Source organism: Halomonas garicola (assembly GCF_055382465.1).
In genome coordinates, this window is sequence record NZ_AP043931.1 from 960842 (window position 1) to 979094 (window position 18253).

Sequence of the window (18253 nt, forward strand, 5' to 3'; positions counted from 1 at the left end):
CCTCCGCTTTACCCCTCCACACGGCTGACACGGACGGGCAGCCCCTGGCGCACGGAAGCGCCGCTGACCCCTTCAAGCCAGGTGCCCGCCACCCGGCGGGTGGGGTCGGCAAAGCCCAGGTCGTTGATGTTGATCCCGGCGCCGATCCACTGGTTGCCGGAAAACGGCTTGCCGTCTACCTGATGCTCGCTGGCGCCCAGCTCGGTATGGCCGAAACTATGCTCGATGCCAAGCGCCCCTTTCATGACGCCGTTGCTCACCAGCGCCAGCGCCTTCACCGCCCGTCCCGGGCTTTCGATCAGCACGGTATCGCCGTGGGCAACGCCTGCGCGTTCGGCGTCGTGGGTGTGCAGCAGCACCGGGTTGTACGGCTTGATCATGCGCAGCCGCTCAAGGCCGATGGCGTAGGAGTTCATCACGTTGGACTTGTAGGAAAACGCCAGCAGCGGCCATTCATTCTGCGGGTATACCTCGCGCATGGGCGTGCCGTCGGCCATTTTTGCCGCCTGCAGGCAGGGCGTGCCGGACAGGCGCTCGCCGGTCTGGCTGTTGACGGTGGTGCCGACCTGGGGGTTGTACACGCACAGCGCCCGGGACCAGGCGTGGGCGAGCTTTTTATCCCCGTCAAAGGCGTCCTCGTGGTCCTCGAAGCGCCCGCCCCGGGCGTAGAGGTAGGCCACACGGCCGCGCTCTTCCACCGGCAGGGTGCGGGTAAGCTTGGGCAATAGCGGCTCGATGCCGCTGTGCATGACGTCGCTTTTTTCCGCTTTGGGCAGCGGATTATTCATGTAAGCGATGTTGGCCGCGGCGCGCAGGAAAAAATCCTCGGCGCGGTTTAACGGATAGAGCTTGCCGTCGGCGCCGGGGATGGCCCTGTCGCCGAAGCCCGGCAGCCCCAGCCGCTTGGCGGTGGCGATGAAGAAGCTCTCCATGCTGATGGGCTCGCCGTCTTCGGTCTTGTCCTGGCGCGGCTCGACAATCGGCCAGCAGGCCGTGGTCATCTTGCTCAGCGTGCCGCTCCAGGCGCCGGTAAAGCCCCAGACTTCGTACATCACCGAGTCCGGCACGATGTAGTCGGCGAAGCGGTTGGTTTCGTTGATAAAGCCGTCTACCGCCACGTAAAGCCCGAGGTTTTTGGGGTCCTTGAGCTTGTCGATAATGGTGTCGTGAAGCCCGGCCTGGCCGTACAGCGGGTTGGCCATGCAGCCGATCACCGCCTTGATGGGGTAGGGATAGCCATCGAGCGCCGAGGCCAGTTGTTCGGTGAGAATCGGCGGAGCGAGCGGCCGCCAGGGGGCTTTGGCCGGGTAGGGATTCTCGCCGGCGTCCACCTTGCGCTGATACTCCGAGGTGTCCTCGTAGGCAAAGCGCGTGCGCGAGACGAACACGCCTTCGGGGCCGCGCTTGCCGGGGAAGTCGGCGAGGTCGTAGCGTGGGCCTTTGCCGGTGCCGTTGAACTTGCCGCCGCCAAGTGCGGCGCCGCCCTGGCGGTTGAAGCTGCCGGCCAGCAGGTTGAGCATCAAAAGCCCGTAGGCGCCGTAAAAGCCGGTGGCCGACATCATGCCGCCGTGGGTATCGACCACGGCGTCACGGCCGTAGGCGGCGAAGCGTTCGGCGATGTGCTTGATCACCCGAGCCTCGATGCCGCAGTGCTCGGCGTACTCTTCCAGGCTGTGCTCGTTGGCGGTATCGCGCAGTTTGGCCAGGCTGCTTTTGACCTGAAGGGTGCCGTCGGGTGTGTCGATATCGCGCTCGACAAACAGCGTGGCCTGGCGCACCTCGCGGCTGGGCTTCAGTTCGCCGTCGCGATTCACGACCATCACGTCGTCGGCGTCGCTTCCGGCCTCCACGTCGTCCTCAATGTCCGAGCGGCGCAGGAAGTGCCCAAAGCGCGGATGATCGGCGCTTTCGATCACCAGGTGAGTGGCGTTGGTGTGGCCGATTTCGCCGGCGGCCTCTACCGCTTCGGGGCTGGGCATGGCCAGGTAGTCGGCGGCGTAGGCCTCGTGCTCGATCAGCCACTGGATCATCGCCATGGCGAAGGCAGTGTCGCTTGCCGGGCGGATGGGCACCCAGCGGTTGCGCTCGGCGGCGGCGTGGGAGGCGCTGGCGTTAAGCCCGGGGTCGACGACCACGTAGTCCAGGCTGCCGGTGGCGCGCGCCTCGGCCAGAAGCCGGCCCTGGCGCTTGAAGGGGTTGCCCGCCTGGCTGGGCGCGGTGCCGATGAACAGCGCAAACTTCGCCCGGGTGTAGTCGGGTTTGACGTGGGCAAACTTGGCCATGTCGTCCATCAGCGCGCCGGATCCCATACGGAAAGCGAGCCCACAGTAGGAGCCGTGGTGGCCGTAGTTGCGGGTGCCGAAGGCGTTGAAGCCAAAGCGCTTGAGAATCGCCGAGCGGCCGTAGTCGGTGGCTTCCATCAGCAATAGCTGGTTGGCCTTGGGGCCGTACTCGGGGTTAGCGGCGTCGACGGGCTCGTCGTGGTTGTGGATGGCGCGCAGGCCGTCCACCTGGCCTTCGTCGAACAGATCCCCACCTTCGCAGATTTCCTCAATGAGCTTTTCAAAGGAGATGCGCTCCCAGCGCCGCTCGCCGCGTCCGCCCACGCGCTTCAGGCAGTGGGTAACGCGGTGGGGGCTTTGGATCTGCCCGATCATCGCGTTGCCCCGGGCGCAGGCGGTGGAACGCCCGGCCAGACCCTGCTCGTCAAGGGCGCTGACGTGCTTGAGCGCATCAATGACCGGGGTGCGCATGGGCAGGTGCGGCTCGCTTGAGAGCGGGTGGTAGGGGTTACCAATGGTGCGCAGCACTTCATCCGTATTGTTATCCACACGCACCCGCACGCCGCATTTGGTGGTGCAGCCGTAGCACACGGTGAAGGCGGTGCGCTGGTCCGGGTTCAGGGTCAGCTCGCCGGACTCGAGGTCAACGCGGTACTCCGGCGCCAGGGCGTTGCCGTAGATGTTGTGTGCGGGCTTTTCCCCGGCGCTGCCGGTAACGCCCTTGGCCATCTTGACCAGCGGGCCGGAGTAGCCGGCGGCGAAGGCCGCCGCGCCGCCGGTGGCAGCGGCGCCCTTGAGCAGACGACGACGTGAATTATCCATGGCGGACTCCTGAAGCGGGAGAAACGGGCGAAGCGGCGGAAACAGAGGCGCTGGAAGTGGGCGCGTCGGCGGCAGGGGTGGTATTAGCCGGAGCGTCACGCTGGGGGTCAAGGGACGCTTCGCGCCAGGGCACGAACAGCTCAATCACCAGCAGGGCGGTAAGCCAGAGGCCGAAAATGCCGATGATGCCGGTAATCCCGTAGGAGCCGAAGGCGACGTGGTAGTCGTGAAAGCCGGCGCTGTTGCGCGCTACGGTTTGCACGTTCATCAGCACCACCCAGCGGAACATCCAGGCCACGTGCAGAGCGAGCAGGCCCAGCACCCAGCCAAAAAGCTTGCGGCGCGTGGGCCCGCGGCGTGCCACAAAGGCCAGCACGGCCAGCAGCACGCCGGCAATGCCGCCTTCCACGGCGGTGCTGCGCCAGGCCGCGCTCTGGTCAACGGAGTCAAGCGCGGCGGCCACCGAGCCGGATACCGCGTTGGCGCCGTCGAGAAACCAGGTGAGCGCGATAAAGCCCGCGGCCACGCAGGCGCCGGCGAGAATCCCGAGCATTTGGCGGTTGGTGTCGGGGCTGCGCATGCCGGAAATCCGGTTGAGCAGCAAAATCAGCCCGCAGACGCCGATGGTGCCGGTGGCGACGAACATGAACGGCAGCCAGGCGGTGTGCCACAGCGGCCGGCCCTTGACGATGGCCACTTCCGCGCCGGTGTAGACCATCATGCCCACCGAGGTGGCAAGCGCGGCAAGCCCGACAAGCACCATGACTTTGCGCGATACCTGCCAGTCGCCCCAGGCGATCCAGCCGGCGATGCGCGAAAACCAGCCGTCATTCGACTGGGCGCGAGATTTAAGCGCCGGGCGCCAGGCAAGCCAGGCTAAAAGCACCGTGGCGACCAGGTGCAGCGGCAGCAGAAAGCTGCCCAGCGACATCCACGACCAGAGGGTGGGGTGGGCGTAAAAGTGCCAGAAGCGCAGCGGCTGGTGCAGGTCGGCGAGAAGCGCCACCGGCGCCACGAGCGTGGTAGACACGCAGGCGAGCAGCGCCAGCCGAGAGGTGGCAAGCCAGTGCTGTTTGCCCAGAATAATCCCGGGCGCGGCGACCCAGAGACTGGTATAGGACAGCGCAATCAAGAAGAAATACTGCACCGCCCAGGGGTACCAGGCGATGCCGTAGCGCGGCACGACAACCTCAGTGACCAAACTCATAGTCCAGCTCCTTGCCCGCGTCGTTGATGATGTCCCAAATACCCGGGGCCGCGTCGGGGCGCTGGGTAAAGCGTTCGTCCATGCCTAAGTAGAACACCTGGGGGTGGGTGCCTTTTTCCGGCTGCAGCACCATCAGCTCGTCGCGATATTCGGCCATCATTCGGCTGATCTGGCTGTCCGGGTCGCGCATATCGCCGATGATCCGCGCGCCGCCCACGCAGGACTCCACGCAGGCGGGCAAAAGCCCGGCCTCCAGGCGGTGGGCGCAGAAGGTACACTTATCCGCGGTTTGAGTCTTTTCGTTGATAAAGCGGGCATCATACGGGCAGGCATTGACGCAGTAGGCGCAGCCCACGCAGCGGTCGCTGTCTACCACTACGATGCCGTCCTTGCGCTGATAGGTGGCCTGCACCGGGCAGACCGGCACGCAGGGCGGGTTATCGCAGTGGTTGCAGAGCCTTGGGAGCATGAAGGTGGCGACCTCGCCGGTACCTTCTTGCTCGACCTCGAACTGCGAGACAACGGTGCGGAAGTTGCCCAGCGGGGCGTCGTTTTCGATATGGCACGACACGGTGCAGGCCTGGCAGCCGATGCACTGGCGCAGGTCGATGAGCATGCCGTAGCGTTTTTCCGGGTCGCCTTCCCGGCGCGGCGGCTGGTCGTTGATGCCGGCGCTGGCGACGCTTGATAGCGGCACCATGGCAGCGCCGGCGCTCAGGCGTGCCAGCTGGCCGAGTAGCGAACGGCGTATGGGATCCATGGCGCCTCCTGTGGTTGAGAGCAGCGTAGCGGGCTGCCTCGGTGAATCGTCGGGGTAGATTCAGGTTAGGCCCAAGGAGGTGCCTATAAGTTGATATGCATCAAGGAAATAAAAAGCTTTTTTAATGTTGCCTTAATGACATCATAAGGCATTGATTGTTTTGATAAAATATTGGAAGACAGAAAAGTGGCAGACATAAAAAAACCAGCCCGCAGGCTGGTTTTCTTGGCGCGTTATAGCGGCCGGGCGTTGGCCGCCTGAGTCGCGGGATATCCCATGTCCGGATTAGTGCAATGGCGCCTCCGGCTCCAGCGTGCGGCGCAGGACGTTGAGCTCGTCGGCATTGAGGTGCTCAAGTTTTCCGGCCAGCAGATCGCTTACCTTTTGCACGGGCAGCCCGGCGCGGCGAGCGATGTCGCGGCTGCCAAGCTCTGAGATGGCCATTAGCCGGGTAATGATGCGCATCAGGCGCGTGCGTTTTTCCAATTCCCTGACGTTAAAGTCGTCAGGGCCGGTTCGGGGAGGGTCAGTCAGTTCTGCGTGGGCAGACGAACGTGCCGTGCTCATGAGTCTCCATCAATGGGAAGTGACAGCATCAACAATGCCGCCAAGCGGGGCGCTTTGCAATGCCCGCGGCATGAAAATTTACCGCCGCAACAATGTTCGCAGGCAAGGCGGTGCTGGTAAACTCTGTGCCTTCTTCCAAGGCTGCTGATTCGGCGGTCTGTTTTCACTTTTATCAGCGCAATTCCAGCCGGGGAGCAAAGCCATGGCGTCAGCAAGCCCACCTGTTGTCGGAGTCATCATGGGGTCACAGTCGGACTGGCCGGTCATGGAGCACGCCGTTGCCATGCTCGAACGCCTGGGCGTGGCCTACGAGACCCGGGTGGTCTCGGCCCACCGCACGCCGGATCTTCTGTTTGACTATGCCAAGGGCGCGGCCGATCGCGGCCTCCAGGTGATCGTCGCCGGGGCCGGCGGGGCGGCGCACCTGCCGGGCATGGTGGCATCCCAAACGCCGCTGCCGGTATTTGGCGTCCCGGTGGAGTCAAAGGCGCTCAAGGGACTGGACTCGCTTCTATCCATCGCCCAGATGCCCGGCGGCGTGGCCGTCGGCACCCTTGCCATCGGCAAGGCCGGGGCTACCAACGCGGGGCTGCTGGCCGCCCAGGTGGTGGGGCTTGCCAATGCCCAGGTGCGCACCAACGTCGAGGCGTTTCGCGCCGAGCAGACTCAGACCGTGCTGGATAATCCGGACCCGCGCCCCTGAATGGATCGGGCTGCATCACGAGCAACGCTACTCCAGGAGATTCAACATGAACATTGGCATCCTCGGTGCCGGCCAGCTGGGGCAGATGCTCGCCCTTGCCGGCTACCCGCTGGGCAACCGCTTTACCTTTCTCGATACCACCGGCGGCCACAGCGCGGCCATCGGCGAGATCATCAGCGACCCGGAACACCGCCGCCTGGACGCCTTTCTTGAGCGGGTCGACGTGGTGACCTACGAGTTCGAGCATCTTCCCGTATCCCTGATCCGCGAGATAGAAGCGCATAAGCCGGTGTATCCGAGCAGCCGCGCCATTGCCGTGTGCCAGAACCGGGTGGAGGAAAAGGCGCTGTTCGACCGGCTGGCGATCCCCACTCCCGAGTATCGTGTGGTCGAAAGCGCCGAGGCGCTGGAAAGCGCTGCCCGGGAGCTGGGCTGCCCGGTAGTGGCCAAGTCCACGACGGAAGGCTACGACGGCAAGGGTCAGGCGGTGCTTAAAACGCCCGACGACGCTGAGAGCGCCTGGGCGGCCATCGGCCATACCCAGCTGGTGGTGGAAGCCTTTGTCGATTTCGTCCGCGAGGTGTCGATCATTGCCGTGCGCGGCCGCGACGGCGAGGTGCGCTTTTACCCCATGGCGGAAAACCGCCACGTCGACGGCATCCTGCGCTATTCCGTAGCGCCGCTGCCGGACCTGGACGACGCCGTGCAGAAAACCGCCGACGGCTACATTCGCGCGCTGCTCGACGAGCTGGACTACGTCGGCGTGCTGGCGCTTGAGCTGTTTCAGGCTCGGGACGGCCGGCTTTTGGCCAACGAGATGGCGCCCCGGGTGCACAACTCCGGCCACTGGACCATGGATGGCGCGGTGACCAGCCAGTTCGAAAATCACCTGCGCGCGGTGCAGGGGCTGCCCCTGGGCGACACCCGGGCGCGTTTTCCCACCTGTATGGCCAACGTGATCGGCCGGGAGCCGGATAGCGCCGAGGTGCTACGCCAGGCTGACGTGCATCTGCACCGCTACGGCAAGGCCGAGCGGCCCGGGCGCAAGCTGGGCCACGTTAACCTGGTGGCCCAAAATCACGCTGAGCTCGCGAAGCAGCTTGACGCTCTGGCGTCATTGCTACCCGAGGCGCCGGCCCCGGCGTTCAGCTTCGTTTCCTGACGTTATTCGGCGTCGTCGTTATTCAGCGTCGTCGAAGTAGCGCGCCTTGATCTCGTCGTAGGTGCCGTTGTCCTTGAGCGTTTCCAGCGCCTGGTTGAACTGCTCGGCAAGGTCTTTGTCGCGCTGGCGGAAGGCGATACCGAAGCCGTCGCCGAAGTACTGCTTGGGCTCGGTGATCATCTCGCCGACGACCTTGTAGTCGCCGCTTTCGCTTTCCAGCAGCGTTGACTGGCCTACCGGGTAGTCAAGAAAGACGATATCCAGCCGCTCGGCGTCCATGTCCAGCACCATGTCGTCGGCGGTGGAGTAGCGGTTGACGTCGGCGACGCTGCCGTACATGTCGGTGGCGTAGTTGTCCTGCAGGGTGCCGCGCTGTACGCCGATGGTCAGGCCGTCGAGAGTCTCCTCGGTGGTGCTTTCGAGCTGGCTTTCCGCCGGGGCGAACCAGGCCGAGGGCGGCGTGAAGTAGGGCTCGGAGAACAGCACCTTTTCGCGGCGTTTATCGTTGATGGTCATCGACGACATGATAGCGTCGTACTTGCGCGCCATAAGGCCGGGAATAATGCCGTCCCAGCCTTGCACAATCCACTCGCAGTCCTTGTTTAGCTCGGCGCACAGGGCGTTGCCCAGGTCGATGTCGAAGCCGGTGAGCTCGCCGTCGGGCGTGCGGTATTCCATGGGCTCGTAGGGCACGTCCACGGCAATGCGGATCTGGTCGTCGCTGCGCGCCTGGGCGCTGGTGGCGGCCACGGCAAGGCTCAGCAGGGAAAACGTCAGCAGTTTTTTCATTATAAGTATCTCCTTGCGAAAGGGAGGCACCGTCGGGCGGTGCCTCCGTCACAACTTACCCTTGCCGGCGGCGGCGGGGCAAAGGCTTTTTTCCGTTTCCGGGCCCCGGGCCGGCTAGGACGCCGGCGTCAGGTGACCCAGCAGGCGCTTTTCCAGAAAGCGGAAGAAGTAAAGAATGGTAAACGTCAGGCACAGATAGATCGCCGCCACGAACAAGAAGGCGTCAAAGGGCGCATAGAAGCGGGCGTAGACAAAGCGCGCCGCGCCGGTCAGGTCCATCAGCGTGACGACGCTTGCTATAGCGCTGGCGTGGAGCATGAAAATCACTTCGTTGCCGTAGGCCGGCAGGGCGCGGCGGAAGGCGCTGGGCAGCACAATGCGCTTGAGCGCCAGTGCCGGCGACATGCCGTAGGCTCGGGCGGCCTCGATTTCGCCCCTGGGCGTCGCCTTGATTGCGCCGCGAAATATCTCCGTGGTGTAGGCCGCCGTATTCAGGGTAAACGCCAACAGCGCGGGCATGAACGGATCCTTGATCAGCGGCCACAGCCAGGATTCCTGCACGCCTTCGACAAACACCACGCCGTAGTAGATCAGGTAGAGCTGCACCAGCAGGGGGGTGCCGCGAAACACGTAGGTGTAGGCAAAAATCGGCAGCTTGATCCAGCGGTGGCGCGAGCAGCGGCCCACGGCCAGCGGCACCGCCAGCACCAGGCCGATGAGCAGCGAGAGAAACACCAGCTGCACGGTGGTGGCAAGCCCGTCGCCGTAGTAGGACAGGGTTTGCAGCGTGAAAATGCTGTTGTCGGCGAGCAAAGCGTCGAGCCTTTCAAGAAGTGCCTGCATTAGTCACCCTCCCCGTAGCCGATGCTGTAGCGTTTTTGCAGCCGGGCAAAGATCCACTCGGAGACGCTTGCGATCAGCAGATAGATCACGGCCACCACCATCATGAAGGTAAAGGGCTCCCGGGTGGCCTTGGAGGCCTCGGCGGCAATGCGCACCATGTCGGAAAGGCCGATGATCGAGACCAGCGCGGTGGTCTTGAGAAGCACCATCCAGTTGTTGGAAAGCCCCGGCAGGGCGTGGCGCATCATCTGCGGAAAGCGAATGCGCCAGAACACCAGGCGATTGTTCATGCCGTAGGCCTTGCCGGCCTCGATCTGGCCCTGATCCACGGCCATGAAGGCGCCGCGAAAGGTTTCGCCCATGTAGGCGCCGAAAATCAGCCCGATGGTGACGACGCCGGCGACAAACTCGTTGATGTTGATGAAGATATCTACGTCAAAGGTGTAGTAGAGCCAGTCGGTGGCGGCGTTGACGCCGATCTGGCCGCCGAAGAACAGCAGCATCATCAGCACCAGGTCGGGCACGCCGCGGATCAGCGTGGTGTAAAGCGTCGCGGCGCGGTGGGCGATGACGCTGCGCGACATCTTGGCGCTGGCAGTGACCAGCCCCAGCGCGATGGCAAGCGCCAGCGACAGCACGGCAAGCGACACGGTGACGCCGGCGCCTTCCAGCAGTCGGGGGCCGTAGCCCTGTAAATCCAGCATGGATCCAGCCTCCGGAAATCCTCGAAAATCAGTACCTGAATCAGCACCTGGGCGATCAGTACTTGGGCGCCAGAAACTGTTTGAGGCGCGGCGATTGCGGGTTGCCGAGCACGTCGGCGGGTTTGCCGGCTTCTTCCACTCGGCCTTCGTGGAGATACATCACTTCACTCGAGACATTTCGGGCAAAGCTCATTTCGTGGGTGACGACCACCATGGTGCGGCCTTCGTCGGCCAGATCGTGCATGACCTTGAGCACATCGCCGACAAGCTCCGGGTCCAGCGCCGAAGTGGGCTCGTCGAACAGCATCACTTCCGGGTCCATGGCCAGCGCCCGGGCAATGGCACCGCGCTGCTGCTGGCCGCCGGAAATTTGCGTCGGGTAGGCGTTGGCGCGGTGGCTTAAACCGACGCGTTCGAGCAGCGCCTCGGCGTGCTCGATGGCCTCCTTTTTCGATTTGCCGAGCACGTGAATCGGCGCTTCGATGATATTCTCCAGCACCGTCATGTGCGCCCAGAGGTTAAAGCCCTGGAACACCATGGAAAGCTTGGCGCGCATGCGCACCACCTGCTTCCAGTCGGCGGGCTCTCGGCCCCTGGCGGTGGTCTTGAAGCGAACGGTTTCGCCGTGGACGATCAGGTCGCCGGCATCGGGCTGCTCGAGCAAATTCATGCAGCGCAGAAAAGTGCTTTTGCCCGAGCCGGAGGCGCCGATCAGGGTAATGACATCGCCTTTGTGGGCTTCGAGGGAAAGGCCTTTCAAAACGTCCGTATCGCCAAAGCGCTTGGTAATGTTGCGCACTTCAAGGGGCAGAGGAGTGGCGGCCATAGAAGGGACTCCAGAGCAGGGGTTGCCGCAGCAACCGTCGCGTATCGATCAGGGAAAAACGTATCGGCGCACAAAAAAGCAGGCGATTTTAACAGGCCGCCCCGGCCGATCGCGTCTTGTTTGAATGACTATTTATTCGACTTTGGTTTTAGGCTGTGCGGCAGACTCTACCAATAGGGCCGCCCGAGCGCCGATTTCCACCTGGGCGTTGGGGAAGACCACGCGCAGCGGCGTATGGCCAACCACCGTATCGCCCGCGCGGGCGTCCCGGGCCAGCCGCGTGCCCGGGGCAAAGGCGGTGAAGTTGGGCGTATCGTCGGCAAAGCATAGGCAAAATTTGTCGCTTTCGCGCCTGACCTCCCGAGCGACGCGGAAAAAACTCATGGCGTCGGCGGGCGCTCGGGCGGGTTCGGCACCGCCGGCCAGCGCTTTGAGCAGGTCAAGCATGGGCCCAAGCGCTGCCAGGTCATTGTGACCGAAAGGCGCTACTCGGCCAAGCTCCAGAGTAAAGGCCTGCGCGCTGTGGTAGTGGCGGCTGTAGTGAGAAAAAGTCCAGCTGTGGCAGTGCTGGTCGAGCACCGCCTGAATGCCGGCGGCGGCGAGCCAGCGCCACTGCTCCGACGCCGTGGGGGTGGCAGAAAATGGCACCGCGACAAAGCGCGGGTACAGGCTTTCGCGTATGGCGGTGTGCAGGTCGTAGTGCAGCGGGGGCAGCGCCGAGTGGCGAGCGTAAAACGCATCGACCTGAGCCATAAGCTCCCGGGCGCGGTCGGGCTCGTCGCCTGAGGTGTCCAGACCGCGCTTGAAGAGCCGATTGAGGTTGGTGTCGATATAGCGCGTGCCGGCGCGCAGGGCCGGAATATTGCCGAGAATCACCAGCAGCGGCGCGCCCAGGCGCAGCGTGCCGGCCTCAACAGCGCCGAGTAATGCGCCCACCAGCTCCACCGGCGCGGTTTCGTTACCGTGAACGGCGGCGGAAAACACGCAGGCCCGGGCCCCGGTCGCCTGAATGTCGGGCACTAGCTCCAGCACGCCCGGCGCGTGCAGCCGGTAGCGGCCCGAGGCCAGCACGCCGGAGCGCGTCGGCGGCGTCTTGCCGTCCAGCGTCATGTCCAGCCATTGGTCGAGCATCACCGTTCCCCTGAGCCTGGGCGATTTTTTGATAAATCGCGCTGAATTTTTTACTCAAAACCGTATTTATTGCTATTTTGTGCCGGGCCCAAAAAGGGTAGACCGAATGCGGAAGCACGGCCAGCGCGGCGTTATGCCTGCGTCTGCGCTCCCTTTGCCCGGCACTGCCATTATCGCTGTCCGAATAGCGTCATCCCGGGCAGGCATATCACTACCATTCGCAACGGACAAACGTCATGGACAACGCTTTTCTTGCCGCCTTCACCGGGCTGGTCGATGCCGGCAACGGCCTTTTATGGGGCAGCGTGCTGATTTACCTGCTGCTGGGCGCGGGCCTTTACTTCACGATCATGACCCGGGGCATCCAGCTGCGCTACTTCGGCCACATGTTCAAGCTGTTGCGCCACTCCCGGGAGTCTGACGGCGGCATCTCTTCGTTCCAGGCGCTTTCCACCAGTCTGGCGGCGCGAGTGGGCACCGGCAACCTCGCCGGGGTTGCCGTGGCGATTTCCCTGGGCGGCCCCGGGGCGGTGTTCTGGATGTGGATGACGGCCATGGTGGGCATGGCCACCAGCTTTATCGAGTCGACCCTGGCCCAGGCGTTCAAGACCGATCACGGCGACGGCACCTTTCGCGGCGGCCCGGCGCGCTATATCGAGCGCGGCCTGGGGCTGCGCTGGCTGGCGGCGGCGTTTTCGGTGTGCCTGATCATTGCCTTTGGCCTGGCGTTCAACAGCGTGCAGGCCAACTCCATTGCCCAGGCCATGGAGCAGGCGTTTGCGGTGCCCACCTGGGCCATCGGCGTGCTGCTGGTCGTGGTGGTCACCCCGATCATCTTCGGCGGGCTCAAGTCCATTGCCCGGGTGGCCGAGCTGGTCGTGCCGCTGATGGCGCTGCTGTATCTGATCCTGGCGCTGGCGGTGGTCGCCATGAATGCCGCCGAGCTGCCCGGGGCCATTGCCGCCATCGTCAATAGCGCCTTCGGGCTGGAGCAGGCCGCCGGCGGCGCCGTGGCCTATGCCGTGTCCCAGGCGATCATGAACGGCATCCAGCGCGGGCTGTTTTCCAACGAGGCGGGCATGGGCTCGGCGCCTAACGCTGCCGCCACGGCCACTACCAAGCCCGACCACCCTGCGGCCCAGGGCTTCATCCAGATGCTCGGGGTGTTTCTCGATACGCTGGTGATCTGTACCGCCACCGCGGCGATCATCATCATGGCCGGGCCGGAGCTGCTGGCCGGCGACGAGGCCAACGGCATCCAGCTGACCCAGATGGCGCTTTCCAGCCACGTGGGCCAGTGGGGCGGCATGTTTGTCGCCGTGGCGATCCTGCTGTTTGCCTTCACCTCGGTGATTGCCAACTACTCCTACGGCGAAGTCAACGTCGAATACCTGGCCGGCCGCCGCGCGCCGACGGCGGTGCTGGTCTACCGGCTGGCGGTGCTGGCCATGGTCATGGTCGGCTCCGTGGCGAGCCTCGGCCCGATCTGGAACTTTGCCGATCTGTCCATGGGTATGATGGCCATTATCAACCTGGTTGCCATCCTGCTGCTCTCGCCGGTGGCTTTCGCGCTGTTTCGCGACTACGAGCGCCAGCTCAGGGCCGGGATAGAGCCGGTCTTCGACCCGGCGCAGTTTCCCAAACTTGCCGGTAAGGTAGACTCGGACGCCTGGCCGGCTCGCGAGGCGGGCCGCGAGAAAAAATAACGTTTTCATCGATGCGGGAGGATTCATGGCGCGCCCTGAGCTGCTGGAGCAGATCCATACCGTGGTAGCGCAGGTGCCGCCTGGGCGGGTCACTACCTACGGCCGCGTGGCGAAAATGACCGAAGGCGCGACGGCGCGGATGGTCGGCACCGCCATGCGCAAGCTGCCTGCGGGCAGCGAGCTGCCCTGGCACCGGGTGGTGGCGGCCACCCGCAAGCTGGCCGACCACGGCGGCGCCGATCGCCAGCGCGACAGGCTCACCGCCGAAGGCGTGGTCTTCGATGCCGCCGGTCGTATCCCGGCGCATTTGCTGTGGCCCTGAGCCGCTCCCGGGCGCGGCGGCTAGTCGCCGTCGCGCCGGCTCTCGTGCTCCAGGTTGGCGCCGGACTTCCATGACCAGTCCCGCCAGCGCAGGTCAAAAAGGTCCTGGCGGCGGTCCTTGAGGTTGGTGACCGAGCCTTCGGCGCGCACCACGGTGAGCCGGGTGAGATCAAGGTCGGAAAAGAAGATCATTTCGGTGTTGGGGGTGGTTTCCGCCAGCACCGCGTCGTGAGGGAAGGCAAAGTCCGAGGGCGAGAACACCGCCGACTGGGCGTACTGGATGTCCAGGTTCTCGATGGAGGGCAGGTTACCCACACTGCCGCACAGCACCACGTAGCACTCGTTCTCGATGGCCCGGGCCTGGGCGCAGTGACGCACCCGCAGATAGCCGTTCTTGGTGTCGGTCCAGAAAGGCACGAACAGAATATCCATGTCCTGGTCGGCCAGCAGGCGCGACAGCTCGGGAAATTCCACGTCGTAGCAGATCAGGATGCCCACCCGGCCGGCGTCGGTGTCGAATACACGTAGCTCGTCGCCGCCTTCGATCACCCAGTCCCGGCGCTCCTGGGGCGTAATGTGCAGCTTGGCCTGGCGCTCGACGCTGCCGTCGCGGTGGAACAGGTAGGCGATGTTGTAGAGCCGATCGTCGTCGCCGACCTCGACCATGGAGCCGCCGATAATATTGATGTTGTAGGCCACCGCCATGCGCGAAAGCTCGGCCTTGAACGGCTCGGTGAAGCCGGCGAGAAAGCGGATGGCGCCGATGGGGTCCTGCTGGGCGGCGCGGTCCTGAAGCCCGATCAGCGGGGCGTTGAACAGCTCCGGGAAGACGGCAAAGTCGCTCTGGTAGTCCGAGAGCGCATCGACGAAGTACTCGATCTGCTGCAGCGCAGCTTCCACCGAGGAAAATTCGCGCATCTGCCACTGCACCGCGCCCACGCGCACCTGGGTGGGGCGGGTGTTGAGCACGCGCTCGGCGGGCTCGAAGAGGATATTGTTCCACTCGAGCAGGGTGGCGTAGCCCCGGGACTGGGCGTCTTCGGGTAGGTACTTGCGCAAAAGCCGCTTGACCTGGAAGTCGTTGGCCAGCTGAAAGGACAGAATCGGGTCGTACAGCTCCTTGCGCGCGACTTTTTCGATGTACTCGCTTGGGGCCAGCGCGTCGGCGTGCTCGTGGTACCGGGGAATGCGCCCGCCGGCAAGTATCGCGCGCAGGTTCATCGAGCGGCACAGCTCCTTGCGCGCTTCGTAAAGTCGCCGCCCCAGGCGGTAGCCGCGGTAGTCCGGATGGATCAGCACGTCGAGCCCGTACATGGCGTCGCCGTCGGCGTCGTTGAGGACCATCTCGCGCTGGTCGATCAGGTCGTCGTAGCGGTGGGGGTTGGAAAAGGCGTCGTAGTCCACCTGGACGGTTAGCGCCACGCCGACGATCACGCCGTCGTTTTCAATAGCGATCTGCCCGTCGGGAAAGGCGTGGATCAGCGTGTCGATGGTGCGTTCGGGCCAGGCACCGCCGAGATCGTGGTACACGGCGTCCATCAGCGTCTTGAGCTGCGGGTAATCTGCAGGCGTCAGGTTGCGCAGGTTCAGGTGCAGATCTTCAAGCGACATGGCAAGGCCCCGGGGATAAAAAAGACGCTGAATAGTAGCACGCGCGTCAGGCGGCGCAGTTACGAGGCGACGCAAAAAACCCGGCAAAAGCCGGGTTTTGTTCATGCGATGCGGGGGCATCAAGCGTGCGAGTGAGGCACTATTCGTCCATGGGCACGTTGTCGGAATTCACGCCGTGGTCTTCGTCCAGATCGTCATTTTCCGGCAGTTCGCCGTTGGGTGTCGGCGTATCGGACGGATCGCTTGCGCTGTTGGTGCTGTCCGCCGGGTTAACAGCCGGCTCATTGGGATCCACCTGCCCCTGATCCTGCGTCCTGTTCTGAACGTCATCCGGGTTGTTGGCGGAATCCGTGGCCTGGTCCGGATGCACGGCGTTTTGGGGATCGTTGCCGGGCTCGGCGGCGAACGCCATGCCGGACGCCAGGCTAAAGGCACTGGCAACGGCGATTGTCTTCAGACCATACTTGAGTGACGTTTTCATAGACACCTCTTATCGTGCGGTTGTTAAGACATTGGCTCTGCGTGAGTGCCGGGCTTTCATTGACCTACCTATAAACATAATCCATACAAGAAATATTACAAGTATAGATGTTGCAAAAAATAAGGTATCGCTTCTTTACGCAGCGCGAACTTCAGGGTCAACGTATCTTACTGAGACCCCGGATGAAAGCTTTCGTTCCGGCCGGCTATGCGCCAAGCCTGAAGGCCAGGTGTACGTTCGTTCGTCGATGTCATACGCTTGTTTGAATATAGCCGCAGGTGAATATAGCCACAGGAGAGGGCGATGACGACGTATCCCGGGCTTTTCCAGCCGCTCCGGCTGGGCCCGCTTGAGCTTGAAAACCGCGTATTGATGGGCTCCATGCATACCAACCTGGAAGAAGCGCCGAACGGTTTTGCGCGCCTGGCGGCGTTTTACGCCGAGCGCGCCCGGGCCGGCGTTTCGCTGATGGTGACCGGCGGCATGGCGCCGAATCCGGAAGGCGCGGTGTTTCAGGGCGCGCACGCCCTGACCGCTGAGTCCCAGCTGGCTGACCACCGTCGAGTCGTCGATGCGGTGCACGCCGAGGGCAGCCATATCTGCCTGCAGATTTTGCACGCCGGGCGCTACGCCTATTCGCCGGAGGCGGTGGCGCCGTCGGCCATTCAGGCGCCGATCAGCCCTTTTGCGCCCCGGGCGCTTTTGGCTGATGAGGTCGAGCAGCAGATACGCGACTACGTGCGCTGTGCCGCGCTTGCCCAGCGGGCCGGCTACGACGGCGTCGAGGTCATGGGCTCCGAAGGTTATCTGATCAACCAGTTTCTCTGCCGGCGCACCAACCGGCGCGACGACGAATGGGGCGGCAGCTTCGCCCGTCGCATTCGCTTTGCCGTGGAGGTCGTGCGCCGTATCCGGGAGGCCACCGGAGAAGGCTTCGCGCTGATCTTTCGCCTGTCCATGCTCGACCTGGTGGAAGACGGCAGTACCTGGGAGGAGGCCGTGGCCCTGGGGCGCGCCATCGAAGCTGCCGGCGCCGACGCGATCAATACCGGTATCGGCTGGCACGAGGCTCGGGTGCCGACCATTGTCACCAGCGTCCCCCGGGCGGCGTTTATCCGGGTGACCCGGCGTATGCGGACGGAGCTTTCCATCCCGCTGATTGCCACCAACCGCATTAACATGCCCGACGTCGCCGAGCGCATCATCGCCGAGTGCCATGCGGACATGGTCTCTATGGCGCGGCCGTTTCTGGCAGATGCCGAGTGGATCGCCAAGGCCAGAGCCGGCAAGGCCGAGGAGATCAATACCTGCATCGCCTGCAACCAGGCCTGTCTGGATCACGCCTTTGCCGGCAAGCTGGCGTCGTGCCTGGTCAACCCGCGTGCCTGCCATGAAACCGAGCTTGTCATTGAGCCGGCGCAAACGCCGAAAGCCGTTGCCGTGGTGGGTGGCGGGCCCGCCGGGCTTGCCGCCGCGGTAACGGCGGCAAGCCGCGGGCACCGGGTAGTGCTGTTTGAGCAGCAGGGCGCGCTTGGCGGGCAGTTCAACTACGCGCGGCAGGTTCCCGGCAAGGAAGAGTTCAGCGAAACGCTGCGCTACTACCGCGTCATGCTGGAAAAGTACGCCGTCGACGTTCGCCTGAACGCCGCCGTCGACGCCGAGAGCCTGGCGGAATGTGACGAAGTGATACTGGCCACCGGCGTGCGCCCCCGGGAGATTGAGCTGCCGGGCATTGTAGAAGGTAGAGAAAGAGGCCAGGTGCTGACCTACGCGGAAGCCATCGAGCACCCGGAGCGGGTAGGGGGGCAGGTGGCGATCATCGGCGCCGGCGGCATCGGCTTTGACGTCGCCGAACGGCTCGTCAGCCAGGCGGCTACCGCGCTGGACGTTGACGCCTGGTGCCGCGAATGGGGGGTGGACTTAACCGTTGGGGCGCCCGGCGGCCTGCAGGCGCCGGAGCCGCCGCGGGTGCCGCGCCGGGTAACGATGCTGCAGCGTAAAACCAGCAAGCCGGGCAAGGACCTTGGCGCAACCACCGGCTGGGTGCATCGGGCGTCGCTCAGAAAGCACGGCGTGACCATGCTGGCCGGATGCGAGTATCAGCGGCTGGATAAAAGCGGGCTCTACCTGCAGCGCGACGGCCGGGCGGAGTACCTGGTCGCGGATACCGTCGTGGTGTGCGCCGGCCAGGAGCCGGTGCGTGGGCTATTAGCGCCGCTCGAGCGCCGGGGCAGCCGGGTCCACGTGATCGGCGGCGCCGACCGGGCCGTTGAACTTGACGCCAAGCGGGCCATCGACCAGGGCACCCGGGTGGCGGCTGCGCTATAAGCCGAACACC

The 18253-nt window shown here is 64.3% G+C and carries 16 protein-coding genes; 5 read left to right on the forward strand and 11 right to left on the reverse strand.

Annotation, left to right across the window (positions count from 1 at the left end):
* Window positions 1-8: 8 nt before the first annotated feature.
* The 4 genes from ACZ46Y_RS04860 to ACZ46Y_RS04875 form a co-directional block, all read right to left on the reverse strand.
* Window positions 9-3104, reverse strand: coding sequence for a molybdopterin dinucleotide binding domain-containing protein (locus ACZ46Y_RS04860; protein ID WP_311954973.1), 3096 nt, complete (start codon window positions 3102-3104; stop codon window positions 9-11).
* A complete protein-coding gene (gene nrfD, locus ACZ46Y_RS04865) occupies window positions 3097-4311 on the reverse strand; it encodes an NrfD/PsrC family molybdoenzyme membrane anchor subunit (RefSeq protein WP_311954974.1) in 1215 nt (404 codons plus the stop codon). The genes ACZ46Y_RS04860 and nrfD overlap by 8 nt, the downstream gene beginning before the upstream one ends.
* On the reverse strand, window positions 4295-5071 hold the full coding sequence (dsrO, locus tag ACZ46Y_RS04870) for a sulfate reduction electron transfer complex DsrMKJOP subunit DsrO (protein ID WP_311954975.1): 777 nt from the start codon (window positions 5069-5071) through the stop codon (window positions 4295-4297). Before dsrO ends, nrfD begins: the two co-directional genes overlap by 17 nt.
* Window positions 5072-5356: 285 nt before the next feature.
* Complete coding sequence (locus ACZ46Y_RS04875; protein ID WP_311954976.1) at window positions 5357-5638, reverse strand: hypothetical protein; 282 nt, start codon at window positions 5636-5638, stop codon at window positions 5357-5359.
* A 202-nt stretch (window positions 5639-5840) separates the two neighbouring features.
* Between ACZ46Y_RS04875 and purE the strand changes: the two genes are divergently transcribed.
* A complete protein-coding gene (gene purE / locus ACZ46Y_RS04880; RefSeq protein WP_311954977.1) occupies window positions 5841-6341 on the forward strand; it encodes a 5-(carboxyamino)imidazole ribonucleotide mutase in 501 nt (166 codons plus the stop codon).
* A gap of 46 nt (window positions 6342-6387) precedes the next feature.
* Window positions 6388-7503: a 5-(carboxyamino)imidazole ribonucleotide synthase gene (locus ACZ46Y_RS04885; RefSeq protein ID WP_311954978.1), complete on the forward strand. Its 1116-nt coding sequence runs from the start codon at window positions 6388-6390 to the stop codon at window positions 7501-7503.
* 18 nt (window positions 7504-7521) lie between these two features.
* Here ACZ46Y_RS04885 and ACZ46Y_RS04890 read toward each other — a convergent pair whose 3' ends face one another.
* The 5 genes from ACZ46Y_RS04890 to ACZ46Y_RS04910 form a co-directional block, all read right to left on the reverse strand.
* Window positions 7522-8292, reverse strand: a complete 771-nt coding sequence (locus ACZ46Y_RS04890; RefSeq protein WP_311954979.1) for a transporter substrate-binding domain-containing protein — start codon at window positions 8290-8292, stop codon at window positions 7522-7524.
* Window positions 8293-8406: 114 nt separating this feature from the next.
* A complete protein-coding gene (locus ACZ46Y_RS04895) occupies window positions 8407-9135 on the reverse strand; it encodes an ABC transporter permease (RefSeq protein WP_311954980.1) in 729 nt (242 codons plus the stop codon).
* The gene (locus tag ACZ46Y_RS04900) at window positions 9135-9839 is read right to left on the reverse strand and encodes an ABC transporter permease (protein ID WP_311954981.1); all 705 of its coding nucleotides are present in this window, start codon (window positions 9837-9839) and stop codon (window positions 9135-9137) included. Before ACZ46Y_RS04900 ends, ACZ46Y_RS04895 begins: the two co-directional genes overlap by 1 nt.
* A 55-nt stretch (window positions 9840-9894) precedes the next feature.
* Window positions 9895-10665 (reverse strand): ABC transporter ATP-binding protein, encoded by a 771-nt coding sequence (locus ACZ46Y_RS04905; protein ID WP_311954982.1) that lies wholly within the window; start codon window positions 10663-10665, stop codon window positions 9895-9897.
* Between the two features lie 132 nt (window positions 10666-10797).
* On the reverse strand, window positions 10798-11796 hold the full coding sequence (locus tag ACZ46Y_RS04910; protein ID WP_311954983.1) for a succinylglutamate desuccinylase: 999 nt from the start codon (window positions 11794-11796) through the stop codon (window positions 10798-10800).
* 236 nt (window positions 11797-12032) lie between these two features.
* On the opposite strand from ACZ46Y_RS04910, the gene ACZ46Y_RS04915 reads away from it, so the two are divergent.
* Entirely contained in the window at window positions 12033-13502 is a 1470-nt protein-coding gene (locus tag ACZ46Y_RS04915) for an alanine/glycine:cation symporter family protein (protein WP_311954984.1), read from the forward strand.
* Between the two features lie 25 nt (window positions 13503-13527).
* Window positions 13528-13824: an MGMT family protein gene (locus tag ACZ46Y_RS04920; protein WP_311954985.1), complete on the forward strand. Its 297-nt coding sequence runs from the start codon at window positions 13528-13530 to the stop codon at window positions 13822-13824.
* Window positions 13825-13844: 20 nt separating this feature from the next.
* Here the strand turns inward: ACZ46Y_RS04920 and ACZ46Y_RS04925 are convergent, their stop codons facing one another.
* Both ACZ46Y_RS04925 and ACZ46Y_RS04930 read right to left on the reverse strand, forming a co-directional pair.
* On the reverse strand, window positions 13845-15434 hold the full coding sequence (locus ACZ46Y_RS04925) for a bifunctional GNAT family N-acetyltransferase/carbon-nitrogen hydrolase family protein (protein WP_311954986.1): 1590 nt from the start codon (window positions 15432-15434) through the stop codon (window positions 13845-13847).
* A 139-nt stretch (window positions 15435-15573) separates the two neighbouring features.
* Complete coding sequence (locus ACZ46Y_RS04930) at window positions 15574-15915, reverse strand: hypothetical protein (protein ID WP_311954988.1); 342 nt, start codon at window positions 15913-15915, stop codon at window positions 15574-15576.
* Between the two features lie 303 nt (window positions 15916-16218).
* Between ACZ46Y_RS04930 and ACZ46Y_RS04935 the strand changes: the two genes are divergently transcribed.
* A complete protein-coding gene (locus ACZ46Y_RS04935; protein ID WP_311954989.1) occupies window positions 16219-18243 on the forward strand; it encodes an NADPH-dependent 2,4-dienoyl-CoA reductase in 2025 nt (674 codons plus the stop codon).
* Window positions 18244-18253: the final 10 nt, after the last annotated feature.

Coding starts and splice junctions, on each gene's coding strand:
- dsrO (WP_311954975.1), bottom strand. CDS start 5,071: ATGGATCCCATACGCCGTTCGCTACTCGGCCAGCTGGCACGCCTGAGC.
- ACZ46Y_RS04885 (WP_311954978.1), top strand. CDS start 6,388: ATGAACATTGGCATCCTCGGTGCCGGCCAGCTGGGGCAGATGCTCGCC.
- ACZ46Y_RS04910 (WP_311954983.1), bottom strand. CDS start 11,796: ATGCTCGACCAATGGCTGGACATGACGCTGGACGGCAAGACGCCGCCG.
- ACZ46Y_RS04905 (WP_311954982.1), bottom strand. CDS start 10,665: ATGGCCGCCACTCCTCTGCCCCTTGAAGTGCGCAACATTACCAAGCGC.
- ACZ46Y_RS04890 (WP_311954979.1), bottom strand. CDS start 8,292: ATGAAAAAACTGCTGACGTTTTCCCTGCTGAGCCTTGCCGTGGCCGCC.
- ACZ46Y_RS04860 (WP_311954973.1), bottom strand. CDS start 3,104: ATGGATAATTCACGTCGTCGTCTGCTCAAGGGCGCCGCTGCCACCGGC.
- ACZ46Y_RS04915 (WP_311954984.1), top strand. CDS start 12,033: ATGGACAACGCTTTTCTTGCCGCCTTCACCGGGCTGGTCGATGCCGGC.
- ACZ46Y_RS04895 (WP_311954980.1), bottom strand. CDS start 9,135: ATGCAGGCACTTCTTGAAAGGCTCGACGCTTTGCTCGCCGACAACAGC.
- nrfD (WP_311954974.1), bottom strand. CDS start 4,311: ATGAGTTTGGTCACTGAGGTTGTCGTGCCGCGCTACGGCATCGCCTGG.
- ACZ46Y_RS04930 (WP_311954988.1), bottom strand. CDS start 15,915: ATGAAAACGTCACTCAAGTATGGTCTGAAGACAATCGCCGTTGCCAGT.
- ACZ46Y_RS04900 (WP_311954981.1), bottom strand. CDS start 9,839: ATGCTGGATTTACAGGGCTACGGCCCCCGACTGCTGGAAGGCGCCGGC.
- ACZ46Y_RS04920 (WP_311954985.1), top strand. CDS start 13,528: ATGGCGCGCCCTGAGCTGCTGGAGCAGATCCATACCGTGGTAGCGCAG.
- ACZ46Y_RS04875 (WP_311954976.1), bottom strand. CDS start 5,638: ATGAGCACGGCACGTTCGTCTGCCCACGCAGAACTGACTGACCCTCCC.
- ACZ46Y_RS04935 (WP_311954989.1), top strand. CDS start 16,219: ATGACGACGTATCCCGGGCTTTTCCAGCCGCTCCGGCTGGGCCCGCTT.
- purE (WP_311954977.1), top strand. CDS start 5,841: ATGGCGTCAGCAAGCCCACCTGTTGTCGGAGTCATCATGGGGTCACAG.
- ACZ46Y_RS04925 (WP_311954986.1), bottom strand. CDS start 15,434: ATGTCGCTTGAAGATCTGCACCTGAACCTGCGCAACCTGACGCCTGCA.